The sequence below is a fragment of the Nitratireductor aestuarii genome (assembly GCF_014641695.1).
Lineage (GTDB): Bacteria > Pseudomonadota > Alphaproteobacteria > Rhizobiales > Rhizobiaceae > Chelativorans > Chelativorans aestuarii.
This window is the reverse complement of record NZ_BMIF01000009.1, coordinates 135,299-158,213: the sequence shown is the minus strand read 5'-3', so window position 1 is coordinate 158,213 and position 22,915 is coordinate 135,299. Positions and strand designations below refer to the sequence as shown.

The following is a 22,915-nucleotide window of genomic DNA, read 5'->3' as shown; positions in this document are numbered from 1 at the left end:
TCCCTTTATTAACAACTCGTTAAAGCCGGCAGGAAATGGGTCCTGTCGAACTCTGGTGAACCCGAATGGCGAGAGCTTATCCGTTTCTCGACATAGTCGTGCTCGATGGGGTGCGGGAACGTTTTGTGGCAGGAGACGCGCTCGTCATCCTCTCCGCCGATCTGTCGCGCATTGTCTGGGCCAATGGCGCAGGCGCCGAGCTGTTCGGGTTTGCAAGCGTCGAGGAGGCAGTCGACCAGGACCCGGGTTTCTCGCGTGTCGCCCTACGTCAGCTGAAGGCCCTGCCCGACTTCCCGCACATCGGCAAGAATCGTGCCGTTGCAGTGCGCCTGAGTTCCGGCCTCGCTTTCTTCCACGCAAGCGCCTTCACGCTGCCCGGCGGCGAGGAAGCATTGCTGCTCGCAGCCGCACCGGCGGAAGAGCTCGCGGCGGCTGAACGCGCCCGTCGCGTCATCTCTGGTATCGCCGGACCAGGCCAATTCGCAGCACTGGTTGACGCCAAGGGAAGCATCGAAGCGGCATCATCCAATTTCGCCTCCCTGAAGTTAGACAGTTCAGCCATCAGCAGCCTGCTTGAAGATGTTCGCCAGGGAGAGGCGCGGCTTGCCAAGGGCCGCCTGTCAGCTGGCCGCAATCTTCCCGCGGGCATCGCCCGGTTGACGGACGACCCCGAGCTCCATCTGCTGGTCATCGTCGACGACCAGCCGGTTGTGGCTGAGCCCGAGGCATCCACCGAGCCGCTCTCTCGCGATGCTGAGCTTGAGCCTGTCGCGCCGCCAATCAGTGAGACTCCAGTGCATCCGGACAATTCTGTTGTTGCCAAGAGCTTTTCCCAGGAAAATCCGACGGTCCGCTTTTCCTGGCGCACGGATGCGGAAGGTCGTTTCACCAGCATCTCCAGTGAATTTGGCGAAGCCGTCGGTGAGCCTGCTGCGGACGTCATCGGGCGCACCTTCCGCGAAGTTGCGAACACCTTCGGGCTCGACAATGACGGTTCAATCTATCGTCTGATGGAACGTCGTGACACCTGGTCGGGCCGCACGGTCATGTGGCCGCTGGCAGGCACCCGCCTCAAGGTGCCTGTCGATCTGGCTGGCCTGCCTGTCTACGGGCGCGGCAAGGTGTTCGAAGGGTTCCGTGGCTTCGGCATGATCCGCATGAACGAAGCCGTCGAGGATCCGGAAGGCATCGGGGAAGTGCTGCGGGCGATTACGCCTGATCAGGGCCCTCGCGAGACGCCCTATACCACCACGCCGATCATTGATGAATTGACGAAGGACCCATTCGCCGGTGAGCGTCCGGCCCTGGAGATCCCGCAGGAACACACGCGACGCGCTGCGGATAAGGAAGCCGCCCAGGCTATCGAGAAGACCTACGGTCTTTCTCAGGCTGAGCGTCTGGCATTCCGCGAGATTGGCGAACGGCTTCGCCGCGCCAACGAGGCGCTGGCTGCGCGCAATCAGGAACTGGCTGCAGAAGACATTGCCGGGGAGCAGGCGGCGACCGAACTGCCTGAGCTGACCCCGGTAATTCCGGACGCCGTTCTGCCCCCGGTTGAGGACCATCCGGAAAACGCTCCGGAATCCTTTTCAGAGCCGGACAACGCGAAAGATTTGCCTGCAACGCAATTCAGCAATGAGGCTGAAGAGACCACTCCGGCGGATAAGACTGTCGAGATGCCTGGCGCCTGGTTTGCCCCGGCGCCCGAGCCAAAGCCGGTGGAAGCGCCTGCCGCGCAACCCCGCCGTTCCCGCTCTCTGCTGAGCCTCGTTCCGGCAAAGAAGCACGAAAAGCCAGCAAAGGCCTCACGCTCCCTCGCAGCAGCGACGGCATTGAAGGCAGAGCCTGCCCCGTCGCAGGAGCTGGATGATCTGGTCGCGCACCTGCCTGTACCGCTGCTGATCCATTCCGGCGACGAACTCCACTTTGCCAACAGGGAGTTCCTGCAGCTCACCGGCTATGCGGATCTGCCAAGCCTCGAGGCAGCTGGCGGCATTGGCGCATTGTTCGAAGACGCGCCGGATTTCCGCGTTCACGACGAGACCACTCTGACGCTGCGCACCGCCACAGGCACCGCGGTTCCCGTACAGACACGGCTGCAATCGGTCCGCTGGCACGGTCGCAAGACCCTGATGCTAGCGCTGAAGCCAGTGATCCGCACCCAGTACCGGGAACCCTTCGAACACGAGACATCGCCCTTCGGCCTTGGTCTGCGCGAGATGCAGACGATCGTCGACACGGCTGCCGACGGCGTCATCATCATCAGCAACGAGGGAGATATCCGCTCGCTCAATGCGCCTGCGGAAGCGTTGTTCGGGTTCAACGCGGAAAACGTGATCGGCAAGAATTTCTCCGTGCTGTTCGCCATCGAAAGCAAGCGCACGGTCCAGGAATACGTCGTCGCGATGGGCGAGCGTGGCGCCAACAGCATCCTCAACGACGGCCGTCACGTGATTGGCCGCGAGGCCCATGGGCGCTTCATCCCGCTCTTCATCACGCTGGCCCGCCTGCCGGAGAACCAGGGTTATTGCGCGGTGCTGCGGGACATCTCGCACTGGAAGCGCATAGAGGACGAACTCAATCAGGCTCGCTCGCAGGCTGAGCAGGCTTCTTCCCATAAAAGCGACTTCCTCGCCCGCGTCAGCCATGAGATCCGCACGCCGCTGAACGCCATCATCGGCTTCTCGGAGCTGATGATCGACGAGAAATTCGGTCCGATCGGCAACGACCGCTACCGCGACTACCTGCGCGACATCAACCGGTCCGGCAACCATGTCCTGGATCTCGTCAACGATCTGCTCGACATCTCGAAGATCGAGGCCGGCCAGCAGGAGATGCACTTCGAGTCGATCTCGCTTAACGAGGCGCTGGAGCAGGCCGTCTCCATGATGCAGCCGCAGGCCAACAGCGAACGCGTCATCATCCGCTCAAGCTTCGGCACCCGTATCCCCAATGTGGTGGCTGATCTTCGCAGCATCCGCCAGATCGCGCTCAACCTGCTGTCCAATGCGGTGCGCTATACACCGGCCGGCGGGCAGATCATTGTATCCACCGCCTATCAGCCTGAAGGTTCGGTGGTCCTGCGCATCCGCGACACTGGCATTGGCATGAACCCGACGGAGCTGGAGGAAGCACTGAAACCCTTCCGCCAGATCAACGCGCTGCGGCGCAAGCGCGGCGACGGCACCGGCCTCGGCCTGCCGCTGACCCGTGCCATGGTGGAAGCCAACCGCGCCTTCTTCTCGATCAGCTCGACGCCGGGTGAAGGAACGCTCGTCGAAATCACTTTTCCTCCAACCCGGGTTCTGGCCGACACGTAGGCTCAGGGACTTCAGCCGGGATAGCGTTGCTAAAAAAGAACGCCTTCGTAGGGGGTGAAGGCGTTCAGCGTGGAGGAACTGTTAAAACGGGGCTTGGCGCACTTGGACGAAGCAGTGTCGCCAAATGCATCGTAAGCTTCACATATTTAACATTTTCCTAATGACAAATTAACCTTTCCCACGCGGGCCTCCGATACAGAACTTGCCAGTATCCCTGCGAAATTGCTCAAGAAACCGTGGCAATCGGATCTGTGAGTTCTTCTTATATTGGTCCCATGTGATATGTAGATCCAGGTCATTCGCTGGTGATGATTTGTTGCCACCGCTATGGCACAAGGATTTGAACTGGTAGGTTAGTCGGATAAGGAAATCGATTGCAGAGTGGCCGGACCACTTGTGGATCGGAGATGTATGTCGCAGGGGCTTGCAAAAAAAACGATATGGGCCGCAGCCATCGCTGTCGTGCTGGGTATTTTTGTCATTTTCATCGGGCTGCCCTTCGTGGCGTCGACGCAGATTGTACGTGACCGTATAGCCCAGCAGATGACCGCCTGGACCGGTTATCGCGTCAGCATCGATGATGCGCCAGACGTCCACGTATGGCCCACCTTCCGCGCCGTTCTGAAGGATGTCCGCCTGCAGAGCTGGACAGACACGAGCGAGCCCGTCCTTGAGGCGGAGGAGATCGAGGTGGATCTGTCCGCCCTCGCTGCACTGCGCGGCGAAGTCGTCTTCACCCGCATACGACTGCTCCGCCCGATCCTGCGCCTGAGTGAGGACATCACCGTCGCACAGTTTCCCTCACCCCAAAGCTGGGGAAGGCTTGCTCGCTCCGTCCGGCTGGCCAAGGAAGCGGTCACTGCATCGCCGGAAGCTCCGGATCTGAGCTCCCTGCCCGCCTACAGCCTTGGCGAAATCGAATTTACCGAAGCCCGCGTGCTGTCGCCTGTCGAGGGACAGTGGGTGGATGTCATAAGCAGCCTGTCGGGCGAGCTTGACTGGCCTGCGCTCAACCGCGCGGCTACCCTGTCCGCCCGCGGCATCTGGCACGGTGAAGCCGTCACCGTGCGCGCCAACTCCGCCCAGCCGTTGTTGCTCGTGGCTGGTGGCAATGCTCCCCTCTCGCTCACGGTAGAAGCCGCTCCCGCCCGCTTCTCCTTCGAGGGCACGGCCGGTCTCGGCGAGATCGGTCTCGTGGAGGGCGCGCTCGAGATGTCTGCTCCGTCGGTCAACCGGCTTGCAGAATGGACCTATGGCGTGCGCCTGCCGGGCGGTCGCATCGGTCCCCTTGCTCTCACCGCCCAGCTCTCCGGCGACTCCAACCGCATGAAGCTGGAAACGCCAAGCCTTGCCGTCGATGCGAGCTCCGGGCGCGGTGTTCTGGAAGTGAGCTTTGAGGACGAAAGGCCGAGCATTATCGGAACGCTGGCCTTCGACGCGCTCAACCTGCGCGGCCTGGCACAGGCGCTCGGCCCGCTGGAAACGGGCAGTGCCCGGACGAACGGCAATCATTCCTTCATCAGCGGCCTCGACTTCGATCTGCGGTTCTCCGCCGCTTCCGCCACCTTCGGCTCCATTCCGCTAAGCAAGGTTGCCGCCGTCGCAAAGACCAAGGGCGAGCTCTCGACCTTCGATATCTCCGACGCCATGGGACTGGGCGGCAACTTTCAGGTGGGCGTTCGCGCCGACAAGTCCGGCGACCCGGATCAGCTGGAACTTCGCCTGAACGGAACCGAGATCGAGCTTGGCCAGCTTGCGCAGCCTTTCGGGCGCCGTAATCTCATCCCTCAGGGAAAGGCGAACCTGTCCGTGTTCCTGAAAGGCCAGGGATCTACCATCGAAAACCTGCTTTCAACGGCAAATGGCGAGGTATCCGCCACGTTCGGCCCTGGTCAGCTGCCCGGAATCGATATTCAGAAGCTGATCGACCAATCCGGCAAGAGCACCTTCATTCCGCTCTATACGGACGCTGACGGAAGCATCGCGCTGGATGCTGCCGAGATCAAGGCAACGGTGAAGAACGGACTGGCTGAGATCAGCACAGCGAAGGCAAGCGCCGGGCAATATAATCTCAGGCTGCATGGCCTCGTCCCGGTCGCAGGCCGCGCTCTGGCGCTCTCCGCTGTGCTGTCCGAGGAAGGCTCCGACGAGCTGCACTTTTTCGTCGGCGGCTCATGGGACGCGCCCTTTGTCACCGCCCCCCTCCGCTTCGGACCGGAAGGACTGATGCCCTGATCGCTTCGCTTAACCCTGGCGCTCGCGCAGCGCGCGGCGCTTGTTGAAGAGGGAAGCGGCGAGTACGCCAACCGTCACGATACCGATCAGCACGGTGCTGATCGCGTTGATCTCAGGCGTCACGCCAAGACGAACCTGACTGTAGATCTTCATTGGCAGCGTCGTGGCGCCCGGGCCCGACGTGAAGCTTGCGATCACCAGATCATCGAGAGACAGCGTGAAGGCCAGCATCCAGCCGGCGATGACCGCAGGCGCAATGACTGGCAGCGTCACCTGGAAGAAGGCGCGCGCGGGCGTAGCACCAAGATCCATGGCAGCCTCTTCCAGCGAGCGGTCGAAGGTTACCAGACGCGACTGCACCACAACGGCGACATAGCACATGGCAAAAGTGGTGTGCGCCAGCATGATCGTCGTGAACCCGCGATCAAGGCCAACCGCCACGAAGAGCAGCAGCAGCGACAGTCCTGTGATAACCTCCGGCATGACCAGCGGCGCCACCGCCATTCCCGAGAACAACAGGCGTCCACGGAACTGGCTGTAGCGGGTTAGCGCAACGGCCGCCATCGTTCCAAGAATGGTCGCCAGCGTCGCAGAGATCAGCGCGACGCGGGCCGTCACCCACGCGGCACTCATCAGCGCGCTGTTGTTCAGCATCGCCCCGTACCACTTGAACGAAAACCCGCCCCAGACGGTCACGAGACGGGACTCGTTGAACGAATAGATGACGAGTAGCACGATGGGTATGTAGAGGAACGCAAAACCCAGCGTCAGCGAGATGATGTTGAACCGGCTCCAGCTTCCAGCCATGTCAGACCTCGCTCTCGCGGGCTTTTGCCTGAACCCGCTGGAAATAGACGATCGGCAGGACGAGGATCAGCAGCAGCAGGATCGCCACCGCCGAAGCGACCGGCCAGTCGCGATTAACGAAGAACTCGGCCCACAGCGTCTTGCCGATCATGAGCGTGCTCGAACCGCCAAGCAGATCCGGCACCACGAATTCGCCCACTGCCGGGATGAAGACAAGCATGGACCCGGCAAGAACGCCCGGAAGCGAGAGCGGGAAGGTCACTTTCCAGAACGCCTTGATGGGGGTGCACCCAAGGTCCTGCGCCGCTTCCACCAGCGAATGGTCCATCTTCTCAAGCGCAGCATAGAGGGGCAGCACCATGAACGGCAGGTACGAGTAGACTATGCCGATATAGATCGCGAGGTCGGTGTTCAGGATGATCAGCGGCTGCTTGATGATCCCGAGCGACAGCAGGAACTGGTTCAGCAGCCCCTCCGGCTTCAGGATCGCCACCCACGCATAGATGCGGATCAGGAAGCTCGTCCAGAACGGCAGGATCACCATCATGAGGAAGATGGTGCGCAGATTTTCCGGCGCGCGCGTCATGCCATAGGCGAGCGGATAACCAATCAGCAGCGCGAGCACCGTCGATATGGCCGCGAACTTCAGGCTCGACAGATAGGCTTTGACGTAGAGCGGATCGCCGAACACCCAAAGGTAGTTGTCGAACGACAGGCTGTTGAAGGCGTTCTTGAGCCCCTCCCAACCCTCGCTCAGCCCGAAGGTGGGCGTATAGGGAGGCATCGCAATCGCGGTCTGCGACAGCGATATCTTGAAGACGATGAAGAAGGGAGCGAGAAACAGCGCAAGGAGCCAGAGATAGGGCACCCAGATGACGACCCGGCTCAGTAGAGATGGTGAAGGCCGGCTCATCAGCCCCTCCTAACGCGTCAGCAGCACGCCGGCATCCGGCGCAAAGGACACCCACGCCCGGTCATGCCAGGTGAGCGCGTCTTCCACCCTCCGGCGGCTGTTGATCGTGCTGATCTTGATGATCCGCCCGTCGTCCAGCTTCAGGTTATAGAGCGTGAGATCGCCCATGTAGGCGATGTCCCAGACCTCACCGTCGATGGCATTGACGGCATCGGCCGGCCGCTCGCGAGTGATCTGCAGCTTCTCGGGCCTGACGGCGAGCCCCGCCGAGCCATCGGCCTGCGCGTTTGACCCTAGGGCGATCTGGAATTCTGTCCCGCTTTTGTCGCGGATCCGGGCAGCGCTTCCCGTCTTCTCCACGATCTGCCCGTCGAAGATATTGATGTTGCCGATGAACTCCGCAACGAACCGGGAATTGGGCGCTTCATAGATCTCCGCTGGCGTCGCCACCTGCAGCACCTTGCCGGCGTCCATGACGGCAATGCGGTCGGCCATGGTCATGGCTTCGTCCTGATCGTGCGTCACGATCACGAAGGTGAGGCCCAGCTCCTGCTGCAGATCCATCAGCTCGAACTGCGTTTCTTCCCGCAGCTTCTTGTCGAGCGCGCCCAGCGGCTCGTCGAGCAGCAGAACCTTCGGCCGCTTCGCCAGCGCACGCGCAAGTGCCACGCGCTGCCGCTGTCCGCCGGAAAGCTGGTGCGGCTTGCGCGACGCATACTTCTCCAGCTTTACGAGCTTCAGCATGCGCTGAACCCGCTCGCCAATCTGCGCCTTGGGCATCCCCTCCTGCTTGAGGCCGAAGGCGATGTTCTTTTCGACCGACATATGCGGGAAGAGCGCGTAGGACTGGAACATCATGTTCACCGGCCGCCGATAAGGCGGCACGCCGGAGAGGTCCTGTCCATCGAGAAGAACACGACCGGAGGTGGGCTGCTCGAACCCGCCCAGCATGCGCAGAAGCGTGGTCTTGCCGCAGCCGGAAGGTCCGAGCAGGACGAAGAACTCGCGCTCGTAGATCGACAGCGTCAGGTCATCGACGGCTGTGGTCTGTGAGCCGAAACTCTTTGTGACGTTTTCGAAGCGTATGAACGGCTTTTCGTCGGGGTTTGCCCAGGGAGCGAAATCCCGCCGGATACTGCCAAGAGACGCCATTCACCAGCCTCCCGCCCAAGGATGTTGGCTGGCCGATCCTGGGCGAGGACCGGCCAACTTAGTTTTACTGTCCGGTGGTGATGCGCGTCCACAGACGCGTCACGACGCGCTGCGTCTGCGGATCGAACGGCAGCGCTACGAACAGGTTCGCCAGCGTGGCTTCATCCGGATAGACTGCGGTGTCGGTGATGATATCGTCGTCGATGAATTCCTGCGAGGCGAAGTTGCCGTTCGCATAGACGGTGAAGTTCGACGCCTTGGCGATCACCTCGGGGCGCATCAGGTAGTTCAGGAACTCGTGCGCTTCCTCAACGTGCGGCGCATCAGCCGGGATCGCCATCTGGTCGAACCACATCTGCGCGCCTTCCTTCGGGATGGAGTAGCCTATCTCGACACCCTGCCCTGCCTCGGAAGCGCGGTCGCGCGCCTGGAAGATATCACCGGAATAGCCGAGGGCCACGCAGATATCGCCGTTGGCGAGTGCATTGATGTATTCGGACGAATGGAACTTGCGCACATAGGGACGGATCGCCTGAAGAATGTCAGCGCCCTTCTGCAGTTCAGCCTGGTCACGGCTGTCCGGGTTCAGGCCCGCATAGTTCAGCGCCGCGCGCAGCACATCGGTCGGCGTGTCGAGCAGGTAGATGCCGCAGTCGGCAAGCTTGGCTGCATTCTCCGGATCAAACAGCACGTCCCAGGAATCCACCGTGTCGATGCCCAGTGCCGCCTTCACCTTGGCCTTGTTGTAGCCGATTCCGGTAGTGCCCCACATGTAGTTGATCGAAAAGGCATTCTCGGGATCGTACATCGCCGTCTTGTCTTCGATGACGTCCCACATGTTCGAGATGTTCGGGAGCTTCGACTTGTCGAGCTTCTGGAACACGCCGGCCTGCACCTGGCGCGCCAGGAATTCGGCCGTGGGCGCCACGACATCGTAGCCCGATCCGCCAGCGAGCAGCTTGGTTTCCAGCACCTCGTTGGAATCGTAAACGTCGTAGACGACCTTGATCCCCGTCTCCTTGGTGAAGTCTTCAAGGATGCTTTCGTCGATATAGTCGGACCAGTTGTAAACGTTGACAACCCGCTCCTGCGCCATCGCTCCGAACGCGAAGAGAGCTGTTGTTACCGAGAGTACTGACCGCAGTACAAGATGGCTCTTCATTGGACCAAGCTCCCTTCATCCATCATATCCGCAAACGCGGAATTTGGGCCGAACCTATTGTTGATCAACTGTACAGACAAGGAGGAAATTCGCGAGAAATAAAAGATTTCCCCCATGCCATTACAGTGGCACAAACATGGGTCTTTGCCGCGCATTGACGAAGGCAATCTTTCGTTGTAATTATATATAAACATGCAACTAAAGATTGCAGGTGGGGATTGATGGCGAGTGGGAATGTACTGCTGGAGGCGATCGATCCGAGGCGTAGGGCAACCGGCAGTTCCGTCGTTGTCATTTCAGCCTCACCGATAAATCGGATCATCCTGGCCCAAAGTATTGAAGGCATCTACCGGCAAACCACCTGCGTGGATGGTTGGGAGAGCTTTGATACGCTCAATACTCAAGAGCTGGCGCTGGTCGTTCTGGACCTGACCCGAGAACACGCCACGCTGGGCGATATAGTTGCGTCATTGATCGAGCTTCGCAACAGGCGCAATGACGGTTTTCCGCGAATTTTGGGGATTACGAAGGGCGGACAGCCCTACGATGGATCTGTCCGAACGGCGATGGTACTGGACGCAATGATTTCGATGCCGCTCACCCAGGACAAGATACAGGCATCGGTGGCCCGGCTGCTGAACCAGGGACTGGCGCACTGACGGATGAACCTGAAAGGGTGCGGAGAGCTCGTGTTCTGACGTAATTTTCCCGCAATGCTCGGCAACAACGCGCTCGTTCGTTGCATTTAACGGGGCTAGTATAGTATCTCGTTTGAGCATTTTAGGTGATTGATGTTGAACAATACGAAAACTCCACGTGGGAAAGCGAGCCGTACGCGCGCATCTGCAGCGTTCCTGCAAAACCTGCGAGGCGTGACGGATTGGAAACAGGCCACGGAATGGCTTGAATGGCGTGCCATTGAAGACATCGAGTGCATCACCCCTGATCAGGCGGGTGTCGCGCGCGGCAAGATGATGCCGTCGAAGAAATTCATCTCCAACACGTCGCTGGCCCTCCCCTCCGCTGTCTTCATGACAACCATTTCCGGTGAATACCCGGAAGATGGCCATGGTTTTGTCTATCCCGAGGACGACGGCGATCTGAAGCTGGTCCCGGACCTGGCTACACTGTCCGTGGTTCCGTGGGAAAGCGATCCGACCGCACAGGTGATCTGCGATCTCGCTCGTCAGGACGGCAGCGTGGTGGAATACAGCCCCCGCAACGTGCTGAAGCGCGTGATGGCCAAATATGCCGAGATGGGCATGAAGCCCATCGTAGCGCCCGAGATCGAGTTCTACCTCGTCCACAAGAACCCCGACCCGGATTACCCGCTGACCCCGCCAGTCGGCCGCTCGGGACGCCCGATTGGTGGTGGCCAGGGCTATTCCATCGCCGGCGTCAACGAGTTCGACGAACTGATCGATGACATCTATCATTTCTCGGAAGCGCAGGGTCTGGAGATTGACACCCTGATCCACGAGGAAGGTGCAGGCCAGCTGGAGATCAACCTGCGCCATGGTGATCCGATCGAGCTTGCCGACCAGGTGTTCATGTTCAAGCGCACGATCCGTGAGGCGGCGCTGAAGCACGACATCTACGCAACATTCATGGCGAAGCCCATTCAGGATCAGCCCGGCTCGGCGATGCACATCCACCAGTCGCTGGTGGACATCAAGACCGGCCAGAACGTCTTCACCAACGCCGACGGCAGTGAGAGCGAGACGTTCCGCCACTTCATCGGCGGGCTGCAGAAGCACATTCCAAATGCGCTGGTGATGCTGGCGCCCTACGTGAACTCCTACCGCCGCCTGACGCAGAGCGCCTCTGCGCCGGTCAACACGCGCTGGGGTTACGACAACCGCACCGCCGCTTTCCGTGTTCCTGTATCGGACCACCAGGCCCGTCGCGTGGAAAACCGCATCCCGTCGTCAGACGCCAACCCTTACCTCGCGCTTGCCGGATCGCTGGCTTGCGGTCTGTCGGGCATCCTCGAAAAGATCGAACCCGATGCGCCCTCCAGCAAGTCCGTGAACGAGGATCTGATCGAGCTGCCGCGCGGGCTGCTCGAAGCTGTTGCGCTCTTCGAACAGGACAAGCTCCTGCACGACATTCTGGGCACCAGCTTCATCACCACCTTCGCGGCGATCAAGCGCATGGAGTTTGAAACCTTCATGCGTGTAATCAGCCCTTGGGAACGCGAATACCTTCTGTTGAACGTTTAGGGTGTGAGCCTCCGCATGGGCTACCAGTCTCCGATTTCGCCCGGAATCTCGTGGTACGAGGCGACACTCGACGCACGACCTGAATATCCGAGGCTGGACGGCAGTCGCCGTGCCGATGTAGTGATCATCGGCGGCGGCTTTACGGGCGTCTCGGCTGCCTATCACCTGGCAAAGGCTGGTGTGGACGTTGTGCTAATCGAAGCACATCGGCTGGGTGACGGCGCTTCCGGCCGCAACGGCGGCCAGCTTGGCACTGGCCAGCGCTCCTGGGCCGAAGACCTCGAGGGCCAGTTGGGCTTCACCCGCGCCAAGGCGCTCTTCGACGTGGCAGAGGAAGCGAAGTCACATCTCCTGTCCTTCGCCGGAGAGCACGGCATAGACATTGACTACATGCCAGGTCAGCTTTCCGTTGCCCATAAGCCTCGATACACTCGCCACTATAAGCACCATGCAGAAATCATGGCGGAGCGCTTCGGCTATCCGCACCTGACCTATATGGATCGCGACGAGACGGCGGCGCATCTTGGGTCGAGCCGCTATCATGGCGGCATCAAGGATACCGGCACCGGTCACATCAACCCGATCAAACTTCTGGTGGGGACCGGTCAGGCGGCTGCAAGGGCGGGAGCGCATATCTTCGAGGGCACGCAGGCGCTGCGTATCAACGCGAATGGCGGGCGGGTGGAGGTTGAGACCGACCAGGGCACGATTACCGCGGCAAACTGCCTGATCGCGACCAACGCCTATATCGATGGGCTCGAGAAAACGACGGCCCGCCATCTGATGCCGATCGGTTCCTTCATCGGCGCAACGCCGCCGCTTGGCTCCGACAGCAAAGTACTTCCCGGCGGCGAAAGCGTCGACGACTCCCACTTCGTCGTCCGCTATTTCCGCAAGTCGAGCGATGGTCGCCTTCTCTTCGGTGGGCGAGAGATCTATTCGAAGGCGAGCCCCGGCGACATCCGCAACCAGATCCGCCGGCAGATCGCGGAAGTCTATCCGCAGCTGAAGGACACGGAGATTACCCACGCCTGGGGCGGTTATGTCGGCATCACGATGCCCCGCATGCCCTACGTGCGCGAAGTCCTGCCCCATGTCATTTCCGCTGGCGGATATTCCGGGCACGGGGTCATGCTTTCCAACTACGTGGGCCGCCTTTACGCCGAAGCGCTCGCGGGCAAACGCGAAAAACTGAAGCTCTTTGAAGAGCTTGCCATTCCGCCCTTCCCCGGCGGTCAGCGCTTCCAGTCAGTTCTGCTGGTGCTTGCGTTGAACTGGTACGCGCTCCGCGACCTCATCTAGGCAGCCTTATTCCTTCTAAATTGCGATGTTAGGCTGCACTTAGTTGCAATCCTGTCTGGAATTTTTAAATCGATTAATCTAGAAGCAGCCAGAACGTGAAAGGCAGAGTGCATGACAAGCCAGATCATTCCGGTTGAACCATTCGATCTCGTCGTCTTCGGGGCGACCGGGGACCTCTCGCAGCGCAAGCTTCTACCTGCGCTTTACCAGCGCCAGCGCGCCGGCCAGTTCAGTGATCCGACGCGGATCATCGGCGCCTCCCGCTCCGACCTGACGGACGAACAGTTCCGCCAAACCGCGCGCGAGGCGATCGTCACCCACGTGCCGGCGGCCGAGGTGAGCGACACGGAGCTAGAGCGTTTCCTCTCTCGCCTCTCCTATGTCCCGGTGGACGCCCGCTCCGGCGACGGATTTGCCGCGGTTAAGGAACATCTGGGCGACAGAAATCACGTCCGTGCCTTCTATCTGGCTGTAGCGCCAAGCATCTTTGGTGATTTTGTCGGCCAGATCGAAAAGCACCAGCTTGCCACGCCCACCTCGCGCATCATCGTTGAAAAGCCGATCGGGCGCAGCCTTCGCACCGCGAAGGAGGTCAACGAGGTCATCGGCCGGGTGTTCGAAGAACGCAACATCTTCCGCATCGACCACTACCTCGGCAAGGAAACGGTCCAGAACCTGATGGCGCTGCGCTTCGCCAACGTCATGTACGAGCCGCTCTGGAACCATGCCCATATCGACCACGTCCAGATCACCGTAGCCGAGTCCGTCGGGCTCGAAGGCCGGGCCGACTACTACGACAAGGCCGGTGCACTGCGCGACATGGTCCAGAACCACATGCTGCAGCTTCTCTGCCTCGTGGCCATGGAGCCCCCCTCCTCCATGGAGGCGGATGCCGTGCGCGACGAGAAGCTGAAGGTCCTGCGCTCCCTGGTGCCGATCACCAGCGCCAACGCGGAACGCTCGACCATCCGCGGGCAATACCGCGCCGGTGCTTCGGCTAACGGTCCGGTGAAGGCCTATCTCGACGATTTGGGCGCGGGCAGCAGCAACACGGAAACCTTCGTGGCGATCAAGGCCGAGATCGGCAACTGGCGCTGGGCAGGCGTGCCCTTCTACCTGCGCACAGGCAAGCGTCTTGCGGCCCGCGTGTCGGAGATCGTCATTGAGTTCAAGCCGATCCCGCATTCGATCTTTGGCGATCAGGCGGGGCCGGTTTTCGCCAACCAATTGGTCATCCGCCTGCAGCCCGACGAGGGCGTGAAGCAGTGGATCATGATCAAGGAACCAGGGCCGGGCGGCATGCGCCTGCGCCATCTGCCACTCGACATGAGCTTTGCCGAGTCCTTCACGGACCGTAACCCCGACGCATACGAGCGCCTGCTGATGGACGTGATCCGGGGCAACCAGACGCTGTTCATGCGTCGTGACGAGGTTGAGGCCGCCTGGCACTGGATCGACCCGATCGTCGGCGCCTGGGAAGACAACAAGCAGCCGGTTCAGCTCTATACCGCAGGCACCTGGGGTCCCTCCGGATCGATCGCCCTGATCGAGCGGGAAGGCCGCACCTGGCACGAGAGCGTGTAGCATGAAGGTCAAGTGGTACGAATTCTCCTCGCCGCAGGCATTGGCGCGGGACCTCGCGAACAAGGTCTCAGGCGAGCTGGCAAAGGCTTTGTCTGCCCGGAACAAGGCACTGCTCGCCATCTCCGGCGGCACCACTCCGCGCCTGTTTCTGGAAGAATTGTCCTCAACCCCTATCCATTGGGAGCGGACTGCCGTGACCCTGGCGGACGAGCGGTTCGTTCCGCCATCTTCTGAACGGTCCAACGCACGGCTCGCACTGCGCCATTTTTTCAAGAACCGTGCATCCGACGCCGAGTTTGTGCCCCTCTACCATTCGGGTTCCAACATCGATGAAGCCGCAGAGCGGGCATCGAAGACGATTGCAGCTCTCCCGCTGCCGCTCGACGTTCTGGTGCTTGGCATGGGCAATGACGGCCATACGGCCTCACTCTTTCCCGATGCGGAAAACATCGGAGAGCTTCTCGCAACGCTGGACGGTCCGCCCGTCCAGCCGGTGGTCTCCGAGGCCGCTCAAGAGCCCCGGCTGACACTGTCCATGCCCGTGCTCTGTGCTGCGCGGGCAATCTTCCTCCACATCGAAGGTGACGACAAGCGCGCCGTTCTGGAACAGGCGCTTGCCAAGAAGTCAAACCTGCCCATCCGGGCAGTCATCGAGCGCGCAGGCGTGCCCGTGCACGTTTACTGGGCTCCGAAGGGTTGAGTATCATGACGGTGAAACGCGAGCTTGAAGCAATCACATCCAGGATCCGCGAGCGCTCCCGCGCGACGCGCGAAGCCTATCTGCAACGGCTGGACGAAGCTGCATCATCCGGCCCGCACCGTTCCGCACTCGCTTGCGGAAACCTGGCGCATGGATTTGCCGCCTGCGCTCCCGGCGACAAGGCTGCGCTTTCCGGCAATGCAGTGCCGAACCTCGGCATCGTCACCGCCTATAACGACATGCTTTCGGCGCACCAGCCCTATGAGACCTTCCCGGAACTGATCCGCGAGGCCGCGCGCGAAGTGGGTGCGGTTGCGCAGGTAGCGTCAGGCGTTCCGGCCATGTGCGATGGCGTGACCCAGGGCCAGGCCGGCATGGAGCTCTCGCTTTTCTCCCGTGACGTGATCGCGCTGTCCGCAGCCGTCGGTCTCTCGCACAACATGTTCGATGCCGCGGTCTATCTCGGCATCTGTGACAAGATCGTTCCGGGCCTGCTGATCGCAGCCCTCAACTTCGGCCACCTCCCCGCCGTCTTCATCCCGGCTGGCCCGATGACGACGGGCTTGCCAAATGACGAGAAGGCCAAGGTCCGCCAGCTCTACGCCGAGGGCAAGGTCGGTCGCGACGCGTTGCTGGAAGCTGAATCGAAGTCCTATCACAGCCCCGGCACCTGCACCTTCTACGGCACGGCCAACTCCAATCAGATGATGATGGAGATCATGGGCCTGCACACGCCAGGTGCTAGCTTCGTCAACCCGAACACGCCGCTGCGCACCGCGCTGACGCGTGAAGCCGCCAAGCGCGCGCTCGCCATCACCGCGCAGGGCAACGAGTTCACCCCGGTCGGCCGCATGATCGACGAGCGTTCGATCGTCAACGCTGTTGTCGGTCTGAATGCGACGGGCGGCTCGACCAACCACACGATCCACCTGATCGCCATAGCCGCTGCGGCGGGCATCAAGCTGACCTGGTCGGATATCGCCGAGATTTCGGACATCGTTCCGCTACTCGCCCGCGTCTACCCGAACGGCCTTGCCGACGTGAACCATTTCCATGCGGCAGGCGGTCTGGGCTTCCTGATCCGCGAGCTTCTCGACGCAGGGCTTCTACACGAGGACGTCTCGACGGTCTGGGGGCCGGGTCTGCGCAACTATGCCGTCGAAGCAAAGCTCGGCGAGAATGGCAGCGTCACCCGCGTGCCGACTCCGGAGCAAAGCGGCGACGAAAAGGTGCTTGCACCTTTCGAAAAGGCCTTCCAGCCAACCGGCGGCCTGCGCATGCTGAAGGGGAACCTCGGCCACGCCATCATCAAGACGTCAGCCGTGAAGCCGCAGCATCGGGTTATCGAAGCGCCGGCCATGGTGTTCCACACGCAGGAAGCCCTGCAGCAGGCATTCAAGGACGGCCTCCTGAACCGCGACGTGGTTGCGGTCGTGCGCTACCAGGGCCCAAAGGCGAACGGCATGCCTGAGCTGCACAAGCTTACCCCTGCCCTGGGTGTCCTGCAGGACCGCGGCTACCACGTGGCACTGGTCACGGATGGCCGCATGTCTGGCGCGTCGGGCAAGGTGCCTGCAGCGATCCACGTCACGCCGGAAGCGCTCGACGGTGGTGTGATTGCCAAGGTGCGCGATGGCGACATGGTCCGCGTCGATGCGGAAGCTGGAACGCTTGAGCTGCTGGTCGACGCGCAGGAACTGGCAAGCCGCACGGTCGAACCGGTCGATCTCTCCCACCGCCAGCACGGCATGGGCCGCGAACTCTTCGCCGCCTTCCGCCGGATCGCCGGTCGCGCTGACGAGGGCGCGTCGATATTCGAACAGGCCTGAGCGCACTGATGGCTTGAATTTGCTGCGGTCGGTGAATATTCAACGATCCTCAGGAACAAGGAGATGACCGTGGCAGAGATAATCGACGGCAAGGCTGTAGCAGCCGAAATCGTGGCGAAGGTCACAGCCCATACGGCCTCTGTTGCAGGCAGCGTGGTCCCGGGCCTGGCCACGGTTCTCGTTGGCGAAGACCCTGCAAGCCAGGTCTATGTCGCCTCCAAGTCGCGCATGGCCAAGGAATGCGGTTTCCATTCGGTCCAGCACACACTGCCGCGCGAAACCACCGAAGCCGACCTGTTGGCGCTGGTTGAAAGCCTCAACAACGATCCTTCGATCCACGGCATTCTGGTTCAGCTCCCACTGCCGGACCACATCGACTCCGCCGCCGTGATCCAGTCGATCGCGCCTGAAAAGGATGTCGACGGCTTCCATTTCATCAATGTCGGCAAGCTCGGCACCGGTGAGCTCGATACGGCCTTCGTGCCCTGCACGCCCGCAGGCTCCATGCTCCTTCTGGAGCGCGTTCGCGGCAAGGATCTCTCCGGCCTCTCCGCCGTGGTTGTGGGCCGCTCCAATATCGTCGGCAAGCCGATGGCGAACCTGCTGCTCGCCGCCAACGCCACCATTACCATTGCCCACAGCCGCACCGCCAATCTGGCTGACGTCGTCCGCCAGGCTGACATCGTTGTTGCCGCGGTTGGCCGTCCGCAGATGATCGAGGGCGACTGGATCAAGCCCGGCGCCACGGTCATCGACGTTGGCATCAACCGTATCCCGGCTCCAGAAAAGGGCGAAGGCAAGACCCGCCTCGTGGGCGACGTGGATACCCCCGCCGCCAAGGAAGTTGCAGGCGCAATCACGCCTGTGCCGGGCGGCGTCGGTCCCATGACCATTGCCATGCTGATGGCCAACACGCTTACGGCAGCCTGCCGCTTCGCCGGCGTCGAACAGCCGAAGTTCTGAGAAAGGAAGCCGCAGATGGCCGGTAAAGTTATTCTCGTAGGTTGCGGCAACATGGGCTTCGACATGCTCAAGGGCTGGCTCGCTTCCGGTGCCGTCCAGCCTGCCGACGTTCTGGTGATCGAGCCAAACGAAACGCTGCGTAACCGCGCGGGCGAGCAGGGTGTGCGCACAAGCGCCGCACCGGATGGCATTGCAGGCGAAAGCGCGGATCTCGTGATCATCGCCGTCAAGCCGCAGGTTCTGCGCGACGTGCTCCCGGCCTACAAGCCTCTGGCGCCTAAGGCCGCCTTCCTCAGCATCGCTGCAGGTATCGCGATCAGCACCTTCTCCGAAATCCTGGGGTCTGACACCCCGGTCATCCGTTGCATGCCCAACACTCCCGCCGCCATCGGCAAGGGCATGATGGGCATCTACGCCAACGAGCTCGTCTCGGCAGACATCCTCGCGTTCGTAAACACGCTGCTGTCTGCCAGCGGCGAAGTGGTTGTGTTGGACGATGAAGGCCAGATCGACGCGGTGACGGCAGTCTCCGGCTCCGGCCCGGCCTATGTCTTCCACTTCATCGAATGCCTGGAAGCTGCCGCCGTGAAGGCTGGCCTGTCGGAAAAGGCAGCGAGGCTGCTCGCCATGCAGACGGTCTACGGTGCGGCCAATCTGGCGAAGGAAAGCGGCGAGGAACCCGGCCGTCTGCGTGAGCAGGTAACGAGCCCCAACGGCACCACGGCAGCAGCGCTTGCCGTTCTCATGGGTGAGAACCGTCTCGGCAATCTCGTTGACGAAGCCGTCGACGCCGCGCGTCGTCGTTCGATCGAGTTGGGCAAGTAAGCGTCTGCGCGCTGCCTTATCTCATCCCTCATGGTGAGCCTGTCGAACCACGAGGGTGAGATGAGGCGCAGTCTGGCCCCCGTGCTTCGACAAGCTCAGCATGAGGGTGTGGGAGCTGAAAGTGGAAGTTTATACGCTTCCAAACACCATCTGGTCCTGCAGGCGGCGCAGTTCCATAAGCTTGGTATCCTGAATGGGACGCACGTTGGCGTTCGTCAGCAGCTCGCCTCTCTTCACAGCCTTGAGCACCGTACCGCCTTCCAGCAGGCCACAGGGTATCGCATCGGACGCGCGGGCATCCTCAACGCTCATGGTCCATGAGCGGTAGGTGTATTCACCGATCGCATCGAGCTTCTCACCCGGCTTCAGATCGCGCTTCGCCACCGCGCAGACTTCCGCCACCGGACGCGGCAGCGGCACCATATCCGCCTTGCGATACATCACGGCTCGCGCACAGGAGAGCGGCACTTCGAGGCTCGTCAGGTGATACGGACGGTAGAAGGTAAAGTATGGCCCATCGCCGAGCTTCAGGTCGCTCATGCGCTCGTTGAGGCGCGGATGGGACATGTCAGCGATGACGAAAACACCCGGCGCAACGCCTTTGCCGATCGAATAATCGACCACGCCCCGGCGCGAGAGAATGCCGCCGTCCTCAATTGGGCAGAGCACACGTGGCAGATCTTCGAGCGAAGCTGCCGGACCATGCATGCCGGGTTTGTCGGGGACGAGACCGGTGGCATTGGCGAGCGCCGCCATCTCCACCATGGTCTTAGAGCCGTCGACGAACTCCACCAGCATGCGCGGGTTCATGTTGCGGCGGATTGCTTCCTCGCGATAGTCGTCCGGCGTCGCATCATGATTGAGCGGATTGTTCTTGCCCTTGCCGGCAGCGATCACGTCGTGGCCCATGGCGCTCACGAACTCGATCAGCTCCATGCAGGAGGAAGGCTCGTCGCCGGCACCGACCGTGTAGACCACGCCCTGCTTGTCGGCGAGGCTCTTGAGATAGGCGCCGATGGTAACGTCGGCCTCGACATTCATCATGACCAGGTGCTTGCCGGCATTGATGGTAGCAAGACCGAGCTCAGCGCCTGCCGTGGGTCTGCCCGTCGCATCCACGACCACGTCGATTTGCTCGCTGGCAATAAGCTGCATCGCATCGCCCACGATGGCCGTACGGCCTGAACGAATGAGATCCTCCATCTGGCCGGTCGTTGTCGCGCGCCCTGCACTCTCCGGATCACGGCCGGCGATCTTCACGGCGGCCTCGGCATTGACGAAGCGGCGGTCGGCCACGGCGGCAATTTCGATGCCCTTCATCTTCGCGATCTGCGTGACCAGGTCGGTTCCCATCTCGCCACAGCCGATAACGCCGACGCGAACAGGATTTCCCTGCTCCGCACGGATGAGAAGATCACGGGCTAGGCCGGTAAGGGCGACATTGGTCATATGCAGTGTCCAGCTTGGGGGTTGGCAGGTGATAGATGCCCGCGGGCGGCGTTTGTCAACCGGAAGACTCTCGGCGGGCCAGGGAACCTTGGTCCACTTGTGAAAAAGAGAAGCAAAAAGGGCACCCTGAGGCGCCCTTTCATCATTCAGCCACTACCAACCGCGAGCTAGCGTCCGGCAATGATGCCCGCGATGATGCCGCTGGCGATCGTCACCAGCAGGTAGTCGTTGTCCACCCGCACCCAGCGCTGACCCGGAGCCGGGCGCTTCAGGCCATGACGCTTGTAGTCACGCACTTCCGAATAACGCTTCCAGTCATTGAAGCGCTGTCCACGAGCCCACTTGCGCTTAGGCGGCATCGGCTTGTGCGCCTGCGGCTTCGGCGGCATCGGCTTTGCATGAGGCGCCGGCGCTGGCTTGTGCGCCTGCGGACGTGCCGGAGCAGGAGGAGCCGGCTTGCGCGGCGCTTCCCTGTGCGGCGGCTGATGATAACCCTGGGCACTGGCCTGAGCCACCGGAAGGGCGGCCATGGCTACGGCAATCGCTGCTGCAAATACGCGGGATATGGTTTTCATTGGCTCAACTCACTGTTTGAATATGTGTGAGTGATAGAGCCGCGAACGTGAACCTTTTGTGAATGGTAACATTAGCAAATTGTAATGCTTGGCCAAGCATCGCGCCGAAGGCGCAAACCCATTCAGGGGCACAAAATATCGGTGTGTTAGAATACGAACATGTAGAGAAGGATGATCACAAAGATCGGCACTCCCATTGCCCAAAGCGCGATACCTTTCAGCATTTTCAACTCCTGTGTGGTTCTTCGGCATGACAACGTGAAAGGCGGGAACTCGTTCCGTCCTGTGTCACCATTCACACGAGAACGCAAAATTCATGCACTGTAGCAATCTGCGCGCTTTCCAACCTGCATCTGCTTTGACATGGTCCGATTGATCGACGGGCGGCGCAATCTCATGCCGCCTGACCTGTCTGCTGCCGGATAGATGTATGCGTAACAGAGTTTCTTCGAGCTTCCTTATCCCTGCATTGTTGTTGATGCTTGGCCTCGCCGGTTGCACCAGCCCCGAATATCACCGGCTGATGGCCCGCACGATCGCGCCAGCGTCTGATGCTCAGATCGCAGGCGAACACCGAATCTTTCTTGCGACAACGCGTGCCAAATCCGATCAGGACGGCCTGGTCTTCTCCGGCGACCGAACCCTCGATCCCTACTTCGCCTTCGTGGATGTCACCGTGCCCAAGGTGCATGAGGCTGGCAATATTGAACGCGCGGTCAATCCAGTCGTGGCAGATCCGGCCCGCTACTTCACCGCCAGACGACTCGGCATCTTCCGAAGCCGTGACGACTATCGCGACGAGCTTGCCCGGGAGATCCGCCAGCGCGGTGGTCGCGCCATGGTCTTTGTCCACGGCTACAACACTGCCTTTGACGATGCCGTCTACCGTATGACGCAGGTGGCGCATGATTCCGGCTATCCGGGCGCTGTGGTGCTGTTCACATGGCCCTCCGCCGGCCGCGTCGTCGATTATCTCTATGATCAGAACAGCGCCATGGCGAGCCGCGACGCGCTGGAGGATATGCTGCGGCTTGTTGCCGAGGCAGGTGCCGAGCGAATCGACCTTATTGCCCATTCCATGGGCAGCCTTGTCACCATGGAAGCGTTGCGTCAGCTCGCAATGTCGAACGATGCGGACCTGAACGGCAGGTTGGCCGACGTGATTCTCGCATCACCGGACATCGACGCCGACGTATTCAAGACGCAGAAGCGCCGGCTTGGATCTTCGAGAACGAACTTCGTGGTGCTCGCCTCGCGCAACGACCGTGCGCTAGGGTTTGCGAGCTTCCTCTCCGGCAGCCGCGAACGCGTCGGCGCAATCCTAAACGCCGAGGAATTGGCGGAATATGGCGTCACGGTTGTCGACGTCACAGCGCTTTCAGCCGCCGACTCACTCAACCACACGAAGTTTGCGGAGAACCCGGTGCTGGTGAAGCTGCTGGGCGTCACGCTAACTCGTGAAGATACGATAGTGAACGACCGCACGCTGTCGAATCAGCTGAGTTCGATTACCGGCAGCATTGGCCAGACCGTCGGCAACGCCGCAGGCATCATCATTACGACGCCGTTCCGGGTATTCGAGCTGGCGCTTTAAGGCAGTTCCGGAAGAGTGGTAATCCGTCTTGCCGAATCAACGGGCCCGTCGCGCAAGCGATAGGGCCCGAAATGCATTGCGGAGACACTTGCGCAAGCAAGCCGAGGCCAAAGGCCTTGATGTAGCGATCTAAGGAAGAGAAGGGATGGTGCCCAGAGCCGGAATCGAACCAGCGACACGCGGATTTTCAATCCGCTGCTCTACCAACTGAGCTATCTGGGCATCCGAGGCTTGAAGCTCTGTCACCAGCGCCGCGCCCCTGAATTGGGCTGGGTTATAGCAT

17 protein-coding genes and 1 tRNA gene are annotated in these 22,915 nt (G+C 61.2%); 11 read left to right on the top strand and 7 right to left on the bottom strand.

The genetic code is table 11. The features are described from left to right. The first annotated feature begins 65 nt into the window (after positions 1-65). Positions 66-3,320: an ATP-binding protein gene (locus IEX27_RS15010; protein ID WP_188721890.1), complete on the top strand. Its 3,255-nt coding sequence runs from the start codon at positions 66-68 to the stop codon at positions 3,318-3,320. Positions 3,321-3,731: 411 nt separating this feature from the next. Further along, complete coding sequence (locus tag IEX27_RS15005) at positions 3,732-5,555, top strand: AsmA family protein (RefSeq protein ID WP_188721889.1); 1,824 nt, start codon at positions 3,732-3,734, stop codon at positions 5,553-5,555. 9 nt (positions 5,556-5,564) lie between these two features. On the opposite strand, the gene IEX27_RS15000 is transcribed toward IEX27_RS15005, so the two are convergent. The 4 genes from IEX27_RS15000 to IEX27_RS14985 form a co-directional block, all read right to left on the bottom strand. Beyond that, positions 5,565-6,362 (bottom strand): ABC transporter permease, encoded by a 798-nt coding sequence (locus IEX27_RS15000; protein WP_188721888.1) that lies wholly within the window; start codon positions 6,360-6,362, stop codon positions 5,565-5,567. A 1-nt stretch (position 6,363) separates the two neighbouring features. Then, complete coding sequence (locus tag IEX27_RS14995) at positions 6,364-7,275, bottom strand: ABC transporter permease subunit (RefSeq protein ID WP_188721887.1); 912 nt, start codon at positions 7,273-7,275, stop codon at positions 6,364-6,366. 9 nt (positions 7,276-7,284) lie between these two features. Then, on the bottom strand, positions 7,285-8,427 hold the full coding sequence (locus tag IEX27_RS14990; RefSeq protein ID WP_188721886.1) for an ABC transporter ATP-binding protein: 1,143 nt from the start codon (positions 8,425-8,427) through the stop codon (positions 7,285-7,287). Between the two features lie 64 nt (positions 8,428-8,491). Then, positions 8,492-9,589, bottom strand: coding sequence for a polyamine ABC transporter substrate-binding protein (locus IEX27_RS14985; protein ID WP_188721885.1), 1,098 nt, complete (start codon positions 9,587-9,589; stop codon positions 8,492-8,494). A 221-nt stretch (positions 9,590-9,810) separates the two neighbouring features. Between IEX27_RS14985 and IEX27_RS14980 the strand changes: the two genes are divergently transcribed. The 8 genes from IEX27_RS14980 to proC all read left to right on the top strand — a co-directional run bounded on the left by IEX27_RS14980 (position 9,811) and on the right by proC (position 19,014). Further along, entirely contained in the window at positions 9,811-10,248 is a 438-nt protein-coding gene (locus IEX27_RS14980) for a hypothetical protein (protein WP_188721884.1), read from the top strand. Positions 10,249-10,380: 132 nt separating this feature from the next. Next, complete coding sequence (locus IEX27_RS14975) at positions 10,381-11,811, top strand: glutamine synthetase family protein (protein WP_188721883.1); 1,431 nt, start codon at positions 10,381-10,383, stop codon at positions 11,809-11,811. 15 nt (positions 11,812-11,826) lie between these two features. Next, positions 11,827-13,113 carry an NAD(P)/FAD-dependent oxidoreductase gene (locus IEX27_RS14970; protein WP_188721882.1) on the top strand — a complete coding sequence of 429 codons (1,287 nt, stop codon included), beginning with the start codon at positions 11,827-11,829 and terminating at the stop codon, positions 13,111-13,113. Between the two features lie 111 nt (positions 13,114-13,224). Then, complete coding sequence (gene zwf, locus IEX27_RS14965) at positions 13,225-14,697, top strand: glucose-6-phosphate dehydrogenase (protein WP_188721881.1); 1,473 nt, start codon at positions 13,225-13,227, stop codon at positions 14,695-14,697. A gap of 1 nt (position 14,698) precedes the next feature. Beyond that, positions 14,699-15,397 carry a 6-phosphogluconolactonase gene (pgl, locus tag IEX27_RS14960; RefSeq protein ID WP_188721880.1) on the top strand — a complete coding sequence of 233 codons (699 nt, stop codon included), beginning with the start codon at positions 14,699-14,701 and terminating at the stop codon, positions 15,395-15,397. Between the two features lie 5 nt (positions 15,398-15,402). Then, positions 15,403-17,226: a phosphogluconate dehydratase gene (edd, locus tag IEX27_RS14955; RefSeq protein ID WP_188721879.1), complete on the top strand. Its 1,824-nt coding sequence runs from the start codon at positions 15,403-15,405 to the stop codon at positions 17,224-17,226. Between the two features lie 69 nt (positions 17,227-17,295). Beyond that, the gene (locus IEX27_RS14950) at positions 17,296-18,189 is read left to right on the top strand and encodes a bifunctional methylenetetrahydrofolate dehydrogenase/methenyltetrahydrofolate cyclohydrolase (protein ID WP_188721878.1); all 894 of its coding nucleotides are present in this window, start codon (positions 17,296-17,298) and stop codon (positions 18,187-18,189) included. A gap of 15 nt (positions 18,190-18,204) precedes the next feature. Beyond that, complete coding sequence (gene proC / locus IEX27_RS14945) at positions 18,205-19,014, top strand: pyrroline-5-carboxylate reductase (RefSeq protein ID WP_188721877.1); 810 nt, start codon at positions 18,205-18,207, stop codon at positions 19,012-19,014. Between the two features lie 129 nt (positions 19,015-19,143). Here the strand turns inward: proC and IEX27_RS14940 are convergent, their stop codons facing one another. Then, on the bottom strand, positions 19,144-20,463 hold the full coding sequence (locus tag IEX27_RS14940; RefSeq protein WP_188721876.1) for an NAD(P)H-dependent oxidoreductase: 1,320 nt from the start codon (positions 20,461-20,463) through the stop codon (positions 19,144-19,146). Between the two features lie 167 nt (positions 20,464-20,630). Continuing rightward, positions 20,631-21,038: an RcnB family protein gene (locus IEX27_RS14935; protein ID WP_244630384.1), complete on the bottom strand. Its 408-nt coding sequence runs from the start codon at positions 21,036-21,038 to the stop codon at positions 20,631-20,633. Between the two features lie 430 nt (positions 21,039-21,468). Between IEX27_RS14935 and IEX27_RS14930 the strand changes: the two genes are divergently transcribed. Next, on the top strand, positions 21,469-22,632 hold the full coding sequence (locus IEX27_RS14930; protein WP_188721875.1) for an alpha/beta hydrolase: 1,164 nt from the start codon (positions 21,469-21,471) through the stop codon (positions 22,630-22,632). Positions 22,633-22,778: 146 nt separating this feature from the next. Here IEX27_RS14930 and IEX27_RS14925 read toward each other — a convergent pair. Then, positions 22,779-22,854, bottom strand: a tRNA-Phe gene (locus IEX27_RS14925). Positions 22,855-22,915 lie beyond the last annotated feature (61 nt).

What these genes read in the sequence shown, in the direction of transcription:
- IEX27_RS14940 (WP_188721876.1), bottom strand. Translation starts at nt 20,463, where the DNA reads ATGACCAATGTCGCCCTTACCGGCCTAGCCCGTGATCTTCTCATCCGT.
- proC (WP_188721877.1), top strand. Translation starts at nt 18,205, where the DNA reads ATGGCCGGTAAAGTTATTCTCGTAGGTTGCGGCAACATGGGCTTCGAC.
- IEX27_RS14990 (WP_188721886.1), bottom strand. Translation starts at nt 8,427, where the DNA reads ATGGCGTCTCTTGGCAGTATCCGGCGGGATTTCGCTCCCTGGGCAAAC.
- IEX27_RS14970 (WP_188721882.1), top strand. Translation starts at nt 11,827, where the DNA reads ATGGGCTACCAGTCTCCGATTTCGCCCGGAATCTCGTGGTACGAGGCG.
- zwf (WP_188721881.1), top strand. Translation starts at nt 13,225, where the DNA reads ATGACAAGCCAGATCATTCCGGTTGAACCATTCGATCTCGTCGTCTTC.
- IEX27_RS14995 (WP_188721887.1), bottom strand. Translation starts at nt 7,275, where the DNA reads ATGAGCCGGCCTTCACCATCTCTACTGAGCCGGGTCGTCATCTGGGTG.
- edd (WP_188721879.1), top strand. Translation starts at nt 15,403, where the DNA reads ATGACGGTGAAACGCGAGCTTGAAGCAATCACATCCAGGATCCGCGAG.
- IEX27_RS14985 (WP_188721885.1), bottom strand. Translation starts at nt 9,589, where the DNA reads ATGAAGAGCCATCTTGTACTGCGGTCAGTACTCTCGGTAACAACAGCT.
- IEX27_RS14930 (WP_188721875.1), top strand. Translation starts at nt 21,469, where the DNA reads ATGCGTAACAGAGTTTCTTCGAGCTTCCTTATCCCTGCATTGTTGTTG.
- IEX27_RS15000 (WP_188721888.1), bottom strand. Translation starts at nt 6,362, where the DNA reads ATGGCTGGAAGCTGGAGCCGGTTCAACATCATCTCGCTGACGCTGGGT.
- IEX27_RS14980 (WP_188721884.1), top strand. Translation starts at nt 9,811, where the DNA reads ATGGCGAGTGGGAATGTACTGCTGGAGGCGATCGATCCGAGGCGTAGG.
- IEX27_RS14975 (WP_188721883.1), top strand. Translation starts at nt 10,381, where the DNA reads ATGTTGAACAATACGAAAACTCCACGTGGGAAAGCGAGCCGTACGCGC.
- IEX27_RS15010 (WP_188721890.1), top strand. Translation starts at nt 66, where the DNA reads ATGGCGAGAGCTTATCCGTTTCTCGACATAGTCGTGCTCGATGGGGTG.
- IEX27_RS14935 (WP_244630384.1), bottom strand. Translation starts at nt 21,038, where the DNA reads ATGAAAACCATATCCCGCGTATTTGCAGCAGCGATTGCCGTAGCCATG.
- IEX27_RS15005 (WP_188721889.1), top strand. Translation starts at nt 3,732, where the DNA reads ATGTCGCAGGGGCTTGCAAAAAAAACGATATGGGCCGCAGCCATCGCT.
- pgl (WP_188721880.1), top strand. Translation starts at nt 14,699, where the DNA reads ATGAAGGTCAAGTGGTACGAATTCTCCTCGCCGCAGGCATTGGCGCGG.